Source organism: Nostoc sp., from assembly GCF_036916985.1.
Classification (GTDB): domain Bacteria; phylum Cyanobacteriota; class Cyanobacteriia; order Cyanobacteriales; family Nostocaceae; genus Nostoc.
Genome location: NZ_JBALFD010000019.1, coordinates 1 through 16,393, shown reverse-complemented (window position 1 = coordinate 16,393; position 16,393 = coordinate 1). Strand labels below are relative to the sequence as shown.

14 protein-coding genes and 2 pseudogenes are annotated in these 16,393 nt (G+C 42.6%); 7 read left to right on the top strand and 9 right to left on the bottom strand.

Annotated features, from left to right (window positions below; translation table 11 throughout):
- Positions 1-91: 91 nt before the first annotated feature.
- The 7 genes from V7L07_RS07490 to V7L07_RS07460 form a co-directional block, all read right to left on the bottom strand.
- Positions 92-562 (bottom strand): hypothetical protein, encoded by a 471-nt coding sequence (locus V7L07_RS07490; RefSeq protein WP_335056451.1) that lies wholly within the window; start codon positions 560-562, stop codon positions 92-94.
- A 29-nt stretch (positions 563-591) separates the two neighbouring features.
- On the bottom strand, positions 592-726 hold the full coding sequence (locus V7L07_RS07485) for a hypothetical protein (protein ID WP_335056449.1): 135 nt from the start codon (positions 724-726) through the stop codon (positions 592-594).
- 67 nt (positions 727-793) lie between these two features.
- Positions 794-1,396 carry a cytochrome c oxidase subunit 3 gene (locus V7L07_RS07480; RefSeq protein WP_334706725.1) on the bottom strand — a complete coding sequence of 201 codons (603 nt, stop codon included), beginning with the start codon at positions 1,394-1,396 and terminating at the stop codon, positions 794-796.
- 115 nt (positions 1,397-1,511) lie between these two features.
- On the bottom strand, positions 1,512-3,173 hold the full coding sequence (ctaD, locus tag V7L07_RS07475) for a cytochrome c oxidase subunit I (RefSeq protein ID WP_335056446.1): 1,662 nt from the start codon (positions 3,171-3,173) through the stop codon (positions 1,512-1,514).
- A 13-nt stretch (positions 3,174-3,186) separates the two neighbouring features.
- Positions 3,187-4,101 carry a cytochrome c oxidase subunit II gene (locus V7L07_RS07470; RefSeq protein WP_335056625.1) on the bottom strand — a complete coding sequence of 305 codons (915 nt, stop codon included), beginning with the start codon at positions 4,099-4,101 and terminating at the stop codon, positions 3,187-3,189.
- A 52-nt stretch (positions 4,102-4,153) separates the two neighbouring features.
- A complete protein-coding gene (locus V7L07_RS07465; protein ID WP_335056444.1) occupies positions 4,154-4,771 on the bottom strand; it encodes a DUF2231 domain-containing protein in 618 nt (205 codons plus the stop codon).
- On the bottom strand, positions 4,768-5,268 hold the full coding sequence (locus tag V7L07_RS07460) for a DUF2231 domain-containing protein (protein WP_335056442.1): 501 nt from the start codon (positions 5,266-5,268) through the stop codon (positions 4,768-4,770). The genes V7L07_RS07465 and V7L07_RS07460 overlap by 4 nt, the downstream gene beginning before the upstream one ends.
- A gap of 1,148 nt (positions 5,269-6,416) precedes the next feature.
- Here V7L07_RS07460 and V7L07_RS07455 point away from each other — a divergent pair.
- Positions 6,417-7,010 (top strand): annotated as a pseudogene (locus V7L07_RS07455) (Uma2 family endonuclease); the annotation flags it as partial.
- A gap of 381 nt (positions 7,011-7,391) precedes the next feature.
- Entirely contained in the window at positions 7,392-8,783 is a 1,392-nt protein-coding gene (locus tag V7L07_RS07450) for a malic enzyme-like NAD(P)-binding protein (RefSeq protein WP_335056440.1), read from the top strand.
- 115 nt (positions 8,784-8,898) lie between these two features.
- Here the strand turns inward: V7L07_RS07450 and V7L07_RS07445 are convergent, their stop codons facing one another.
- Complete coding sequence (locus tag V7L07_RS07445) at positions 8,899-9,096, bottom strand: hypothetical protein (protein ID WP_335056637.1); 198 nt, start codon at positions 9,094-9,096, stop codon at positions 8,899-8,901.
- 6 nt (positions 9,097-9,102) lie between these two features.
- Positions 9,103-9,213, bottom strand: a pseudogene (locus V7L07_RS07440) (DUF2887 domain-containing protein); the annotation flags it as partial.
- Between the two features lie 100 nt (positions 9,214-9,313).
- On the opposite strand from V7L07_RS07440, the gene V7L07_RS07435 reads away from it, so the two are divergent.
- The 5 genes from V7L07_RS07435 to V7L07_RS07415 all read left to right on the top strand — a co-directional run bounded on the left by V7L07_RS07435 (position 9,314) and on the right by V7L07_RS07415 (position 16,366).
- Positions 9,314-11,611: a PhoD-like phosphatase gene (locus tag V7L07_RS07435; protein ID WP_335056438.1), complete on the top strand. Its 2,298-nt coding sequence runs from the start codon at positions 9,314-9,316 to the stop codon at positions 11,609-11,611.
- Positions 11,612-11,768: 157 nt separating this feature from the next.
- Entirely contained in the window at positions 11,769-12,242 is a 474-nt protein-coding gene (locus tag V7L07_RS07430) for a hypothetical protein (RefSeq protein ID WP_335056436.1), read from the top strand.
- A 590-nt stretch (positions 12,243-12,832) separates the two neighbouring features.
- Positions 12,833-14,869, top strand: coding sequence for an N-6 DNA methylase (locus V7L07_RS07425; RefSeq protein WP_335056434.1), 2,037 nt, complete (start codon positions 12,833-12,835; stop codon positions 14,867-14,869).
- A gap of 3 nt (positions 14,870-14,872) precedes the next feature.
- Complete coding sequence (locus V7L07_RS07420; protein WP_335056432.1) at positions 14,873-15,523, top strand: Uma2 family endonuclease; 651 nt, start codon at positions 14,873-14,875, stop codon at positions 15,521-15,523.
- A 3-nt stretch (positions 15,524-15,526) separates the two neighbouring features.
- Positions 15,527-16,366: a restriction endonuclease subunit S gene (locus tag V7L07_RS07415; protein ID WP_335056430.1), complete on the top strand. Its 840-nt coding sequence runs from the start codon at positions 15,527-15,529 to the stop codon at positions 16,364-16,366.
- Positions 16,367-16,393: the final 27 nt, after the last annotated feature.

The window sequence follows — 16,393 nt, the reverse complement described above, 5'->3', positions numbered from 1 at the left end:
GTTAGATAAATTACTTTTAAACCGCAGAGGCACAGAGGTCACAGAGAGAATAAACGAGATTCTGATTACATTTAGCTATTCTTGATCTAGCTTATTTAAATTTCAACTTGTCTAAATTCAAGTCAATAGTTGCTGCATCAACGCTAACCAAGTTTCCACTACGAAATGAAAATTTCTTACCAATGACATCTTCTGTGAGTGGTGCTTTTTCCCAGGGGTTTTCGGCTCTCCATATTATCCTAACTCGACGTGTCCACGTATCATCTCTGTATTTAGCCTCATGAGGTTCATCTACTATTTCAACTATATGGGTTGCATGATGACCATGAAAGTGATTGTTTTGACATAAGAGTATGAGATCGCCTTTTATAGCTTTTTTGGCATCTACTTTCTTACGTTTTATTTTGTCCTCTTTTGTTAATTTCCCACTATCTTCATTTATTACCCATCCTAAATCAAATTCCTTGTCATCCTTATCATGAGACCATTCTTTTCGTTTACAAGCAATATGATTGATTAGCTTGAGATATTTGATAGTTAGATGATTGTATTGTGCAGCCATACATAATCTCCTTTTTCATAACTAAGTGCCTAAGCTGTTAAATTTAGTATTCCCAAAATCTGTCTTTCGGTTAACAGCAGAAGCACAAGTAGCTGAAAAATAGTAGCTGAAACAGCAACCATTTGCACCAACCAGAATAACAAAATAAATGGTGCATGGGGCATAAAAGTAATTAATAATGCCCCATACACCAACCCAGATAAATTCTGTGGGTTTTCCTTACATCAATCTTTACTGCCAAACATAGATAAGGATAAACAAAATAATCCAGATAACATCGACGAAGTGCCAGAATAATGAAGTTGCATTGACACCAAAGTGACCTGTATCGTAGTTGCCAGGTAGGAAAGAACGTACCAAAATTATCAACTGCAACAGGATACCAGTGAACACGTGCAAACCGTGGAAGCCTGTAAGCAGATAGAACGTTCCACCAAATACCCCGGAAGTGAAACCAAAGGCGAGGCCGTTCCATTCAATCGCTTGGCCAACTAAAAAGTAAGTTCCCATCGCCATTGTCGCTAAGAGAAATAGGCGAAATTTTACTAAGTCGTGGCGTTGAAGGGCGCGTTCTGCTAAGTAAATTACAAAGCTACTCGCAACAAGAATTACTGTATTGATTGCCGGTTCTTTTACTTCTAGTCCAGAAACACCTGCTGGTAGCCAGTTAGGTGTTGTTGTTTTGTAGATGGCATATCCGGCGAAAAAACTCAAGAAAATAACGCTTTCTGAGAGGAGGAAGACGATGAAGCCAAACATTTTGTTGCCTTCTTCGTCGTGGGTATGTTCTGCGGCTGTGTGGGGCAATTCGTGGGAATTGATATAGCTGTCCATTTTGGTTTTTGAGGGGGAGTTTGAAACGCATAGGCTTTGCCTTCCCGCAGGGTAGGTGCGCGGAGGGAAGCGCAAAGGTGCGCGGAGGGTTTTTGCGTCTTCCCGATGGTTGCCGTTATTCTGGGAGGTTGGCTGTTAAGGGTTCTGATTTGCCGTAACCGTAGGGTTCAGAGATGATGATGGGAGTTTCTTCAAAGTTTTCTACTGGGGGGGGTGAAGAAACTAACCACTCTAGTCCGATTGCCCGCCAAGGATTAGCAGGTGCTTTCTCGCCCTGCATCCAAGAAATCACCATGTTGAAGATGAAGGGCAAGGTGGACATTCCTAAGAGGAATCCGCCGAGGCTAGCGATGATGTTCCAGAATTGGTACTCTGGGGCGTAGGAAGCAACTCGGCGTAACATCCCTTGCAATCCCAAGGGGTGCATGGGCAAAAAGTTGAGGTTGGTGCCGATAAAGGCTAACCAGAAGTGGATTTTACCCCAGCTTTCGGAGTACATCCGCCCAGTCATTTTGGGGAACCAGTGATAGATGGCTGCAAATAAGCCCATCGTCACGGTGCCGTAAAGGACGTAGTGGAAGTGTCCCACCACAAAGTAAGTATTGTTAACGTGGACATCAACGGGCACGGAGGAAAGCATGATGCCTGTGATGCCAGCAAAAACAAACATGATTAATCCGCCCAAGGCAAACAGCATGGCGGTATTTAGCCGCAGTTTACCGCCCCAAATAGTTGCCACCCAAGCAAATACTTTAATTCCTGTGGGGACAGATACACACATCGTTGTCAGCATGAAAATCAACCGCATCCAGCCAGGAGTACCACTGACGTACATGTGGTGTACCCAAACAATGCCGCTAACTACGGCAATCAAGATGGATGAAATGGCAACTACTTTGTAACCAAATAGGGGTTTACGTGAATAAACTGGGAAGATTTCTGAGAAAATGCCGAAGACAGGCAAAATAATCACGTAAACGGCGGGGTGGGAGTAGAACCAGAAGTAATGCTGGAACATTACTGGATTTCCACCTTTGGCGGGGTCGAAAAAGGCGGTGCCAACAGTGAGGTCAAGTAGCAGCATCACCGCACCAGCTGTCAGTGCTGGAAGTCCAAATAGTTGGATGATTTGGGCGCTAAATACTGCCCAGACAAACAAGGGCATTTTGAAGAAGCCCATGCCTGGGGCCCGCATCTTGACGATGGTGGTGACAAAATTGACTGCCCCCATAATTGAGGATACGCCGGATATTGCTACCGCTAGCAACCAGATAACTTGACCATTAATTAAGTTACCTGTGGGATTCTGGAGACTGACTGGTGGGTAAGACCACCAACCGGCTTGGGCAGGGCCTCCAGGGACAAAGAAGCTACCCATCATCAAAATCCCAACTACTGGTACCATCCAAAAGGCGACGGCATTCAGGCGGGGAAATGCCATATCTCGCGCCCCAATCATCAGAGGCACTAGATAGTTAGCAAAACCAACGAGTGAGGGAAATGTCCACAAAAACAGCATCACAGTGCCGTGCATGGTGAACATTCCGTTATAGACGGTGCGATCGACTAAATCTGATTCGGGTGTCATCAGTTCTCCCCGCATCACCATCGCAAAGATACCGCCGACGAGAAAGAACAAGAATGAGGTAACGAGATACTGGATACCAATAACTTTATGGTCAGTACTAAAGCTGAAGTATTCTTTCCAGTTACCCGGAGATTCGTGGTTAGGCTTCTCATTTGGGAGAAGGATACCTTCAATAGGAACATTGGTCATGGTTACTTTCCTTTCAACCAGGAGAATTGACTAGAGGAGGTGCAGCAGGTGGAACTGTAACCCAACCTGTTTGGACTGATTGATGGGATGTTTGAGCATACTCAGCAGCCGCTTGATTCTTTGCTGGGGTTGGCTCTTGAGTTGCAGCTTGGGCTAGCCACTGCTGATAATCTTCAGGAGATTCGACGACTACATTCGCTTGCATCGTGGCAAAGTATGTGCCGCTATATTGAGAATCGGTCAATCGGTATTTGCCGGGGCGGATGGGAGTAAATTCAAAGTCGATCGCGTGGTTAGGAATAATATCCTGCTTGAGGCGGAATGCAGGAATATAGAAGCCGTGCAAAACATCCTGTGATTTTAGTGCTAAACGTATTCGGCGATCGCTTGGTAAATGCAATTCAGTACTGGTAATATCTCTTTCTGGGTAGTGAAAAACCCACGCCCACTGTTTAGCTAGTACGTCAATTTTCTCAACGGGTTCTGCTAAGGCGTTAGCTGGTGCTGCATAAGCCGATTGCATTCCCAATGGATTATGCAGGTGAACCATTTCCGATGGGCCTTGAATTCCCATTTGTTCATAAACTTGGTAGCTGTAGCTTGCAATCCAAAACACTAACAGAATTGGGATTGCTGTCCAGACAACTTCTAAGGTGACATTACCTTCAATCGGAGGGCCGTCAGTGAAGTCATCTTTGACTGCCCGATGGAAGATCACAGAATACATCAGAGTACTTGTTACTCCCAAGAAGATGAAGGCACCGAGGGTTACTAAGAAGCTAATCAAATCATCGATTAGTTTGGACTCGGCTGCTGCTTGGGGAGGAAGCCAGGAGTAAGCCTGCTTGCCGATCCAGAGACTAATAACAGTGATTGCGATCGCGCCTGTAAGCAGCGTCAAAATATTTAAAATCTTCTGGATTTTCATGGTCTTTGGGAATTGGGAATTGGGCATGGGGCATTAGTCAAATGACTAATACTTACTTGAGTGTTGTATTGAGGTCTTGGTGCGATCGCAGCAAATTATCTGCTGTATTGTGTACACCAAATTCGGCGGCTAGTTGCGCTCCTAGTGTGCCGTGGATGTACAGAATGAACATGATTGCGATGCCTGCGAACAGATAGATCCATTGCACTTCTCTATCTGTCTGTTTATATTCTTGTTTGCCCCAAACGAAGCGCTGCCAAGCTCTCCAGATGGTCATACCAACAATCAGCGCTAATAAGAACACACCACCTACACCATGCCAAAGCATACTTTCCATTGCCTGTAATCCCCAGGCACTTTTCATATCAGCTGGTGGTGTTGCCAACAGCATTTCGTAAAACCCTGCTGCTACTGTGAAAAATGTGATGATGCTGGCAGCTAACATGTTGTACCAGCCAACAGCAAATAAGTTGTCACGTTCCACAGTAATTGCCAAAAATTTGAAGACCCATTTTTGGAAGGGGAACAGAACACCAACAATATCAAAGGTCATCCCAATGATGAACAAACCTATTGTCAGATGGACTAAGTTGGGATGAATGGGAATTGTGTAAGGTAATCCGTTTGCGCCTAGAGAGTCGGTTAATTGGTTAATTAATTCTGAGTTCATCGCAACAGACCATCCTTTACTGCTTCCACAACTGGTACGGTATGCAATCCATATACCCAAACAAGTTCATCGCCGAGGTATACTTGTAAGCCAACTATTAGGGTTAAAACTAGTCCGGCTCCTAAATAATAAATCGGTACTTTTTGCGGATTGCGCGCACGAATTACATAACGCCAAGCTGTCAGCGCTGTGATAATTCCTGAAAGCGACCAACCAATTAGCGTATGCAAATTTAGCACCGATTTTGCTAGGCTATAAGGCTGTGCCAACCCTGCTTCAAACTGACCAAAAATAATCGCGACGAAGATGGCGATCGTGGCAACTAACATATTCCACCAACTCACCTCAAAAAGACTGGATTTACCAGTAAAATAGCCAATTACATCACAGACAAAGGAAAACAAAACCATCGCAATTACGAAGTGGACAACGATGGGGTGAACCGTATCTGGATAAGGTAAATTGTGGTCGTTCAAAGATGTAAAATACTCAAGCATAGTCTTCTCCTGGACATATCTACCGCACTTTGTTCAATAAATTGTGGATTTTGGATGTGCCAATTTTGGATTTTAGATTTATTCCGTCCCTGACGAGAGATAAATCCGAACACCCTAATCGAAAATCCCAAATCTAAAATCGCTAGTCAAACTTCAATAATTGATGGACACTCACTAACACCACCACAAGTATCCATCCATAATTGATCTGATTCTGTTCAATATCTGCGCGGTGCAATATGCTTAATCATGTCTTAGCTTTTTGTAGCCAAATCTGGTTGAATTGCCTACATGGAATAATTTTAGTTTTGATTCATTTCCTTATGCCAATAGCCTGCGACAGCAATTCTTGATGGAGCTAAATCAAATCGCTGTCGTTTGTTGATTTGCTTAACCTATCTTTTAGCTTAAGTAAATTTTTATGAATTGTCAAAATAATAAATATTAAACTTTTAAAAGTTAGTTATTTAACAAAAAAATATTTTCATAATGTATTTATAGAAACAAAATTCAGGAGTCACGTCGCTTCTCTACGAGATGCCAAGGGCGAACGCTCGAATTCAAAATGACGCTCGATGACTCGCTAACAAAATTCAAAATTAATGATTCCCATAAATAAATTTAGGGGCTTGTAAACAGACTTCGTATTTCTTCTCCCAAGGGGAGACGCGAAACGCGATGCGCTGTGCCACGACGCTCAATACTACTTGGGTTTTGCATTTTGAACTCAGAATTTAGTTTTGGGAAAAGGTTAAAGGGGTTTGGGCTTAAGGGGACACTAATGGCAAGACACCCACCCCACAAGTTAGTAATAATTTATTTATTGGAAATTCCTTACCTAAAAACCAATTTTTCCAGGAGAAGACATCGCACTCTGCTATGTTAGATTCAAGCTACAACTTTCTGCGGATGAGGAATCAAGAAATGACGACTTCTGTGGAACATGGCTTCAATAATAGCGCTTTTATCCCTCCCTTAGAAAGTGGCGATCGCTTAACCCGCCACGAATTCGAGCGTCGTTATAGGGATTTCCAAGGAATAAATTATCCTAAAAAACGAACCACAGAGACGCAGAGAACACAGAGAGAGGAGAGATTAAGAGGATTTTTGTGTCAGTTTTGGAATATTTTTTTATTTGGAAGTCCCATACAGAAATGCCCAATAAAAAAGCAGAATTAATTGAAGGAGTTGTCTACGTGGCATCACCTCTGCGTTTTAGAAGTCATGGTCAACCTCATGGACAGTTAATTACTTGGTTGGGAGTGTATCAAGTTTTCACCCCAGGCGTAGCTCTAGGCGATAATGCTACTGTGCGCTTAGATTTAGACAATGAACCACAGCCTGATGTTTTGCTGTTGATAGATAAACCAGCTAAGGGACAAGCGCAGATCGATAAAGATGATTACATAGAGGGCGCACCAGAATTAGTAGCAGAAGTAGCTGCCAGTAGTGCATCTATTGATTTATATGACAAAAAACGCGCCTACCGCCGCAACGGAGTACAGGAATACATCGTCTGGAAGACTCTAGAGAATAAACTCGACTGGTTCTGTTTGCAAAATGGTGAATATTTGCCACTAGTAGCGGATGCAGATGGTGTAATTAAAAGTAGGGTATTTCCAGGTTTGTGGTTAGCTGTCACCTCACTGATTACAGGAGATATGACTACAGTTTTAGCAGTGCTGCAACAAAGGTTAAATTCAAAAGAACATACGGAGTTTATTGAGCATTTAGCTGACTAAAACTTAATACAACGTGAATTCCATTGCTTATATGATATCTACCCAATTTGCTCAATCAAAAAACCTCTCCCTGGTTTTACTACGCAAAACCGTCCCTCTCCGAGTCGGAGAGGGACAGACTTGAACCTTTAGTTCAAGGCAGGGAGAGGTTCGTCGAACTCACGTTAATACAAGCAAGTGCTTTACCAAGTACAAATATTTACAGAGATAAAATTTTAAAAAAATATCTGGTGTATTTGGGTACAATTACTAAATTGTTACTCATTTATATTAGTAGACGCGTTGGTATAAATAAAAATTGTTTCCACTGATTACTAAGCTCAAATTTTAGTTTGTGTCTCAATTCAATATAAAATCTAAAACTTAAAATCCTAAATCAATATGGCAAACCTCACACCGAATTCTAGTTTTAGTTTGACACTGCGCTTGCAGATTCCCAATCGGATAGGGATGTTGGCATCAATAACCCAGGCGATCGCCACCACTGGCGGTAATCTCGGTCAAATTGATTTAATCGAGCAAACTCGCAAAGAATCCACCCGCGATCTGACTGTGGATGCTGCTAGCACCGAACACGCTGAAACCATTGTGCAAGCAGTCAAAGCATTACCAGACATCAAGTTACTCAGTGTTTACGATCGCACCTTTAATTTACATCGTGGTGGCAAAATCAGCATTACCAGCCGAATTCCCCTGAAGAGTGTTTCCGATTTGGCAATGGCTTACACGCCCGGAGTCGGTCGCATTTGTACAGCGATCGCTCAAGACCCAGAAGAAGTTTACAACTTAACCATCAAACAAAACACTGTTGCCATTGTCACCGATGGTAGTGCCGTTTTGGGTTTGGGAAATCTCGGCCCCGCCGCCGCCCTACCAGTCATGGAAGGCAAAGCAATGCTATTCAAGGAATTTGCTGGGCTAGATGCTTTTCCCATCTGTCTCGCCACCCAAGATACAGAAGAAATTATCCAGACAGTTAAGAATATTGCTCCGGTGTTTGGGGGGGTGAATTTAGAGGATATTGCTGCACCTCGCTGCTTTGAAATTGAAAAGAGATTACGCCAAGAATTAGATATCCCCGTTTTTCACGATGACCAGCACGGTACAGCAATTGTCACCTTGGCAGCGTTATTTAATTCTTTGAAACTGGTACATAAATCCTTAGCAGAAATCAAGATTGTGATTAACGGTGCTGGGGCGGCGGGAGTGGCGATCGCTCGGTTACTTCGTAAAGCTGGGGCAGAAAAAATCTGGATGTGCGACTCTAAAGGGATTATCTCTACCAGTCGCACCGATTTGACAGAGGAAAAACTTGAATTTGCTGTGAAAGGTCAGGGCACATTAGCGGGTGCAATGCAAGGGGCAGATGTGTTTATTGGAGTCAGCGCACCGGGAGTTTTGACACCAGAAATGGTGCAATCGATGGCGAAAGATCCTATTGTGTTTGCAATGGCAAATCCCATTCCAGAGATTCAGCCAGAATTAATCAGTCAAGATGTTGCTGTCATTGCGACCGGTCGCAGTGATTACCCAAATCAAATTAATAACGTTTTAGCTTTTCCTGGGGTATTCCGTGGTGCTTTAGATTGTCGGGCACAGACAATTACCATCAAAATGTACCTGGAAGCCGCAAGTGCGATCGCCTCCTTAGTCAAGCCCTCAGATTTAGATCGGGAACACATTATTCCTTCAGTCTTTGATGAGCGTGTCGTCACTGCTGTTGCTGCTGCTGTACAACGTGCAGCGCGGGAAGAAGGTATTGCTCGGAACTAATTCAAAATTGACTCTTGTGGGATGGTTGTCTCACCCGTCCCACAGAACATTCTTCTATGCAATCTCCATAGTGAATTGCCAAAACCAGCAAACCATTTAGGTACTCTCCATCATCTTATGATTTTGGTTGTACAACTTGCCTAACAACTTGTTCGTCCAAACCTAATGCTTGGGATATCTGTTCAATGCTCAATCTTAACGCCCATAGCTGAGGTATTGTTTCTAACTTGCCTTCCTGTTTACCTTCTTCTTTACCCTCTGCAAAAACTTCTTGGTAAAATCTAGTTTGCTTTAACTCACTTAATCCGAACATTTTCCCTATCTCCTCCCGACTCAAGTGCGGCAATTTGTAAATTAATATCGTTTCTATCAATTGTATAATTTCCTGCTGTTGGGCGGTGTTTACAATTTCTATGGGGTATAGACACAATCAGATTGACGACTTCCAAATACACTCGTCCCCATTTGGTGATTGGATTATAAATAAAGCATAATCATCCAAAACACTACCATTCTGTCAACTGTTTGCAATGAAGTATCAAGTTGGGGACGAGTTTTTACAACAACTGCCACTGATTTTAGCGGGGCCAATCCTCAAACATACTGAGCCTGAGTCAGTGACGGTATGGGTAGCACTGAAACAGTCTTGTCAGGTAGAACTTAAGGTTTATGACACAACAAATGATGGTGAAGCACTAGGAAATTGTTTATTTGAGGGAGAACGCTCTACTATTGCTCTGGGTAAGTATCTTCATGTAGTTGCGATCGCGGCTCGGTCTAAAATTGGACATTGCCTCACGGGAGGTCACATCTATGCATACGACCTCCGATTTACTATTGCTGACCAAACCCTGCAAATGCAACAAGCATTATGCTCAAACTCTCATCCGACAGTCAGCATTAGCTACTTTGATCATCAAAAACCAACTTTTGCTCTGCCGCCAAATCATCTTCAAGATTTGCAAATTGTCCATGCTTCCTGTCGTAAACCTCATGGTCATGGGTTTGATGCACTGCCGATTCTCGACAGTTTAATTCAAGCATCAGCGAATCAACCCCAGAACCGCCTTCACCAGTTGTTCCTCACGGGAGATCAAATTTACGGAGATGATATCGCAGATCCATCGTTGTGGGTTGCTAGTACTCTTGGGGATGCCCTTTTGGGTTGGGAAGAACAACTTCCGGTGAATGGAGTGTATTGTACCCCCCAGCAATTACCCCCCGGAGAACGGGCTGATGTAGCGACAAATCAAGCTGGCTTAACCGCAGGATTACATAATAAAGCCGAGAAAGTTAACAGTCATCTTTTCAGCCTGGGCGAGTATTACGCCACTTATTTACTAGCTTGGTCGCCAGTGTGCTGGCCGATCGCATTTCCCCAAGGACACCAAGTAACGCGCGATCGCCATGCTATCAAAGACTGGAATCAGGCAGTCAAGCATTTGCGACAATTCATTTACACGCTTTGGAAAGTGCGCCGCGCCCTTGCCAATATCCCCATGTACAGCATCTTTGATGACCATGATGTTACTGATGACTGGAATTTAAACCAAGCTTGGTGTTTGCGAGTATTGGGGCGTCCCTTGGGGCGACGCATAGTCCAAAATGCCTTGTTAGCTTACACGGTGTTTCAAGCTTGGGGCAATACACCTGAGCAATTTGTAGAAGGGAAACCAGGTGAAAAGCTGTTGGCGGCTGCCCAAACTTGGTCAGCTTCCCAAGGGAGAGATGCAAAGGCTGATGAAGCGATCGCTAATTATGTAGGTATGCCAGCCAACGATCCCCACACAGACTTACCTATTTTAGTCCGAGACGGCCCAGTATTTATTCTAGATCGACATCCTGAAGCACTAACTTGGCATTATATAGTTAGGAGCGATCGCCATGAAGTAATTGTGCTGGATACGCGGACTTGGCGGGGTTATCCAGCCGATCAAAAACCAATTGCGCCGCCGATGCTGTTGTGTCCAAAAGCCTTTGAGCAACAACTAGTTTTACCTTTACAAGAAATCGCTGAACAAACTCAGATTCAAACTACATTTGTGATTGCACCCACCAATGTATTTGGATTACAAGTGATTGATTGGATTCATCATTGGCATTTAAAACAGGAGAAAGTGTTTTCAACTGATGTTGGAGATGCCTGGAACATTAATGTTGAAGCACTGGCGAAATTCCTAACCACCTTGTTTGAGGAACGTCAACAAGTAGTTATTTTATCTGGAGATATCCACTACAGTTCTGTTGCTCACTTGTCTTATGCACACACCCATTCCAAATTGCAGTCTGTATTAGTGCAGTTAACCGCTAGTGCCTTGAAGAATGAAGAGATTATGACGCGGCTGATTCATACACGATTGAAAGATTGGCTGTTACCAGAAAAGTTGCGACATTGGATAGGCTGGATCAACCCACCCAATATGGTAGAAATTTCAGAGAAACAATTACACCATAATCGCCAGATGTTGACCAACTCTGACTGGCATGGTGTGCTGGAATGGATACCTCGAAACAGTGTTCAGACTTCTGATTGCACAGCAGATATATTATCCTTGGTAGCTCCCTGGAAACGAGCCGAAAATGCTAAATGGAAATGGTTACAACCCCTGATGTTTTGGACATTTCGTTGGTTTCAGGAGGGGCGAGAAGTAGTTGGATTAAATAATTTAGGTCTGGTTCACTTTGAGTTTGCAGATGGGAATAGTTCTGGCAAAGTTATTCAAGATTTGTACTGGTTTTCTTCTTGGTATCCAACCCAACTTGTTTACAGTCGTTTTGAGAGCGAGTTAACGCCTAATAAGGCATTGTTGGGGAATTTTAGATTTTAGATTTTAGATTTTGGATTGATATCGCATCCCTTAATCTAAAATCCAAAATTCAAAATCCAAAATTATTTGACGATGACCAACTTTGCTCTGCCAATGGAAATTTTGGTTGTATATCTGGGCACTCTAGATGAAAGAAACTTACTGGAGAGTGATTTCTATGTCTACGACCCAAATTAGTGCAACATTGGCACCAACAGACAGAAATGCTGTGTTGCAAGCGATCGCCACCATTAAAGAAAAGCTACCATTTTTAGTTGATTTGAGTGCCGACGATCGCAAGACTTTACCCAAGATGGGAGATAAGAGTCGGGCATTTGTCAGCAAAGCATTAGAGGTGGCGGCGCAGAATCCAGAGTTTTTACCGCGATCGTTTGACTTAGAAGAGATGCGGAAGGATGTGCAATTATTTGAAGCGTTGTATCCGGTTTTGTTGTCGTTGACGCAGTTACAAGAGTTGGTCGATGATACATCTCTTGCAGTCGGTAGTGAGGCTTATGCAGCCGCGTTGCAGGTGTATAACTATGCTAAAGCTAGTGGACAAGGTGCAGGTTTAGATGCAGTGGTTGTGGAAATGGGGCAACGATTTGCTCGTAAACCTGGAAAATCCAAGTCTCAAAAAGCAGCGTTGTAGAAAATAGCTCGGTAATTGCACTTGAAAAGTGTAACTTTAAAGCTCAGAATTTGGATGTTAGAGTTAAAAGCACGACATTCCGAGTTATGAGCTTCTTTTTTTGAGTTCAAAGGCGCAACGTTCAAGCAAAAAGGTGCAACTTCCGAGTTCAAAGGCTCAACGTTCGAGCAAAAAGGTGCAACTTCCGAGTTCAGAGGCTCAACATTCGAGCAAAAAGGTGCGACTTCCGAGTTCAAAGGCTCAACGTTCGAGCAAAAAGGTGCAACTTCCGAGTTCAGAGGCTCAACGTTCGAGCAAAAAGGTCGGACTTGCGAGTTTAGAGGCTCAATGTTGGTATTTTAATTACTAAAAGTTGAAAATTTATAAAGTCAACTCAATAAAATAACACTCACATTGCCATTTTGTACTTGCATCTTGATTAAAAAGTTAATGAGTTAGTTCCAAAACTTAAAATTTGAGTTTAGAAAAATGTAACATTTGTTCTTCTTACTTCCGTTGTAGCCCTAAACCTTGGAGTCAGAGCCTTTAAGTTGATAATTCAGCACTTGTGGGTCGATAATAAGAAGGCTTTGACAATCAAAGTTAAGTTCATGGCAGATAAGACGACTCCAATTTATACCTTAATCGATATCTTAAAATCTACTGATTATGCTCTAGATATATTTGATCCAGAAAAAGAAATTGCAGCACTTGAACTCTTTGACAAAAAAGGGAAACCTTATCTCCGAGATTTTGTAGATGGTAAAGAGCGTCCGGCTAAACCAGAGGAAATTGTTCGCCAACTGTTTTTATACCGCTTAATTCATACCTACGGCTACCCAACTGCTCGAATTGCTGTAGAAAAGGGAGTCTATTTTGGCTCTAGTGTTGGGGATAAACGAGCAGATATCGTGATTTCTGAAAAGGATCATCCCAACACCGCATATATTATTGTGGAAGTCAAGAAGCCCAAGCGTCGAGATGGTCTAGAACAACTGAAATCTTACTGTAATGCTGAAGGTGCGCCCATTGCAGTTTGGACAAATGGTGGTGAAATTGTCATTTTGCATCGGGAAGACCCGAATATATACCGCAGTATTTCTGATTTACCCCATGCAAACCAAACGCTAGCTGAAGTCATTAATGAGCGTGTGACTTTGCAAGAGCTTGAGAAACGTAACAAGCTGGTTGTAGAACGTCTTTCTCTGCGGGATGTTATTTTAGATTTGGAAAACTTGGTTCTAGCAAACGCTGGGGTTGATCAGTTTGAAGAGGTATTTAAGTTAATTTACGCTAAACTCTATGACGAGGCACAAGCAAAGCGGCGACCGGGTAAAGTTGTAGATTTTCGGGCGGCTGGTGAAACTCGTCAAGAATTATATGACAAAATTAATCGGCTATTTCATGCAGCTAGAGAAAAATGGCAGGGTGTATTTCTACCGGGAGAAAACATCGATTTAACCCCCGACCATTTGGCTGTGTGTGTTTCGTTCTTGCAAGACATTAAGCTGTTTAACTCCAACTTACAAGTCATTGATGAAGCCTTTGAATATTTGGTAACGCAAGTTTACAAGGGAGCGAAGGGGCAATATTTCACTCCCCGCCATGTCATTGATATGAGTGTCAAAATGCTCAATCCCAAATGGGAAGAGTATATGATTGACACTGCGGCTGGAAGTTGTGGGTTTACAGTTCATACCATTTTTCACGTCTGGGGTGGAGAAATGACAGCAGATGGCCCCACTAAAGATCAAGCAGAATATGCAAGTGAAATGGTGTATGGCATTGATTTTGATGCCCGGAGTGTAAAGGTTGCGAAAGCGCTTAATTTAATTGCAGGTGATGGCAAAACTAACGTCTATCGAGCCAATACCCTTGATCCGAGAAATTGGAGTGACGAAATACGAGTTGCCCTACGCCGCCGCTTAGTACAATTTGAGAATCGCGCTGATGCTGAGTGGAACAAAGAAAATTTCCGCTACTTCAACTTTGATGTATTGATGACCAATCCACCATTCGCGGGAGATATTGTAGATAGCAAAATTCTGTATCAGTATGAACTTGCAAAGAAATGGAAAGCTATTGATGTTGAGGCGCTAGCTGATCCTGAAGAACGTCAAGAACAGGCTAGTGCCATTGCTAACAAACGCTATGAAAATACAGGAAGCTGGCAAACAAAGCAAAGCCGAGACGTATTGTTTATCGAACGGAATTTAGAGTTTTTATGTCCGGGAGGGCGAATGGCAATTGTGCTTCCTCAAGGACGGTTTAATAATATCTCTGATGCTCATGTGCGTTCTTGGATTAGTGAGAGAGCCAGAATTTTAGCAGTAGTAGGGCTGCATGGGAACACTTTTAAACCGCATACTGGTACAAAAACCAGTGTTTTGTTCCTGCAAAAGTGGAACGATGATCCAAATTCTAAGCACTACTGTCCTCAACTCAAGGACTATCCTATATTTTTTGCCACCAGTGAAAACAGTGGTAAGGATAACTCTGGTGAATATGTTTACAAGCCGGGGGTGGACGGGAAGCCTATGATTGATGATCATGGACACATGATTATTGATCACGATTTAAATGAGATTGCAAGTGCATTTGTAGACTTTGCCAAGAAACAAAAGTTTTCGTTTTGGCGGGAGGGTTAAGCAATGAGTGATTTACAAACCCAGTTACCCACAGATACATGGATTTACACCTCTTGGGAAGAGTATGAGCAGATAGTTACCAACTTGCTCGACGAGAAGGGAAAGAGTTACTACTACAAAGGATATATGAGGCTGGAGATGCCACCAGTTAGTTTTGATCATGGTCAAGACCATATTGTAATTATTTTTGCAGTGACTCTATTTGCAGCACTTAAAGGGATTCAGGCAAGAGGTTTAGACACCACTACCTTTCGTAAAACTGGTATTCAGGATTGTCAGCCCGATGTAGCGTATTACCTCAGAGAACGTGCCCAAGTTATCCCAGCAGGTACAGGAATTGTCAAACTTGATCGGTATCCTGCACCGGATTTGGTGATTGAAATTGCTAAAACATCTCTGTTGGATGACTTGGGTACAAAGCGATCGCTCTATGAAGAATTAGGTATTGCCGAATATTGGGTGGTGGATGTGACAAATGCTCAAATCATCGCTTATGCGATCGCAGATCAAGGCAGTAAACGTATTCAAGAATCACAGGTATTGCCTGGATTGGCAATGTCTATTTTAGAAGAAGCTTTACGCCGTAGCCGTGAAATGAGTCAGTCTGAAGTTGGAACTTGGTTATTGAGCCAGTTTCAGCAAAAGGAGGATTGAGCATTGGCAGTTTGGAGCATTGTTTTCAAATCGAAACTGGAAGGAGCTGATCGGCTAGATGCAGAGTACTATAAACCTTTCTATCTACAAATTTCTTCATCTTTAGAACAGAAAAACTATGTCGAGCTAGGTTCTATTGCATGGATTTCTGACGGCGATCATGCGGTACTGCCTGAGCTTTTTGATTCAGGAAAAAGATATCTACGTGCTAAGGATCTAAAAAACTTTCGTATTGATAACTCCGATCCTATTTACGTTTCAGACGATTATTTTAGAACTATTAAACGTTCACATATTCAGCCACATGATATATTGTTGTCTATTATGGGAACAATTGGTAATATTGCAATTGTTCCAGAAAGCTTTGATATATTAACAGCGAATCGAGCAATTGCAATAATTAGAATCGAAGAAGATTCTAAATTTGATCCGTATTTTGTTGCTGCATATCTTGAGTCAAAAATAGGAATTGCTTTAAGAGAGCGCGAAAGCCAGGGTGGAATTCAGCAAAGAATTAATTTGGAAGGACTAAAAAGGCTAAAGATACCGTTCATACCTTATAGCCTTCAAGCAGAAATTAGAAAACAAGTCTTTGTTGCACTCAGTCGATATAGGGACAGTGAAAATATTTATGCTGAAGCCGAGGCTTTATTGCTGCACGAACTTGGTCTAGATAACTTGGACTTGTCTACACAGAAAACTTATGTAGCAAATTTTAGTGAAACTGTAGAGAGCGATCGATTTGATGCTGAGTATTTTCAACCTAAATATTATGGTATCCGCTCGGTAAATCGGGGTAGAAACAAAAAATCAGAATTTAAATTGGTACACACTGGGTTATAGAATATGAGATATGACGCAAAAATCATC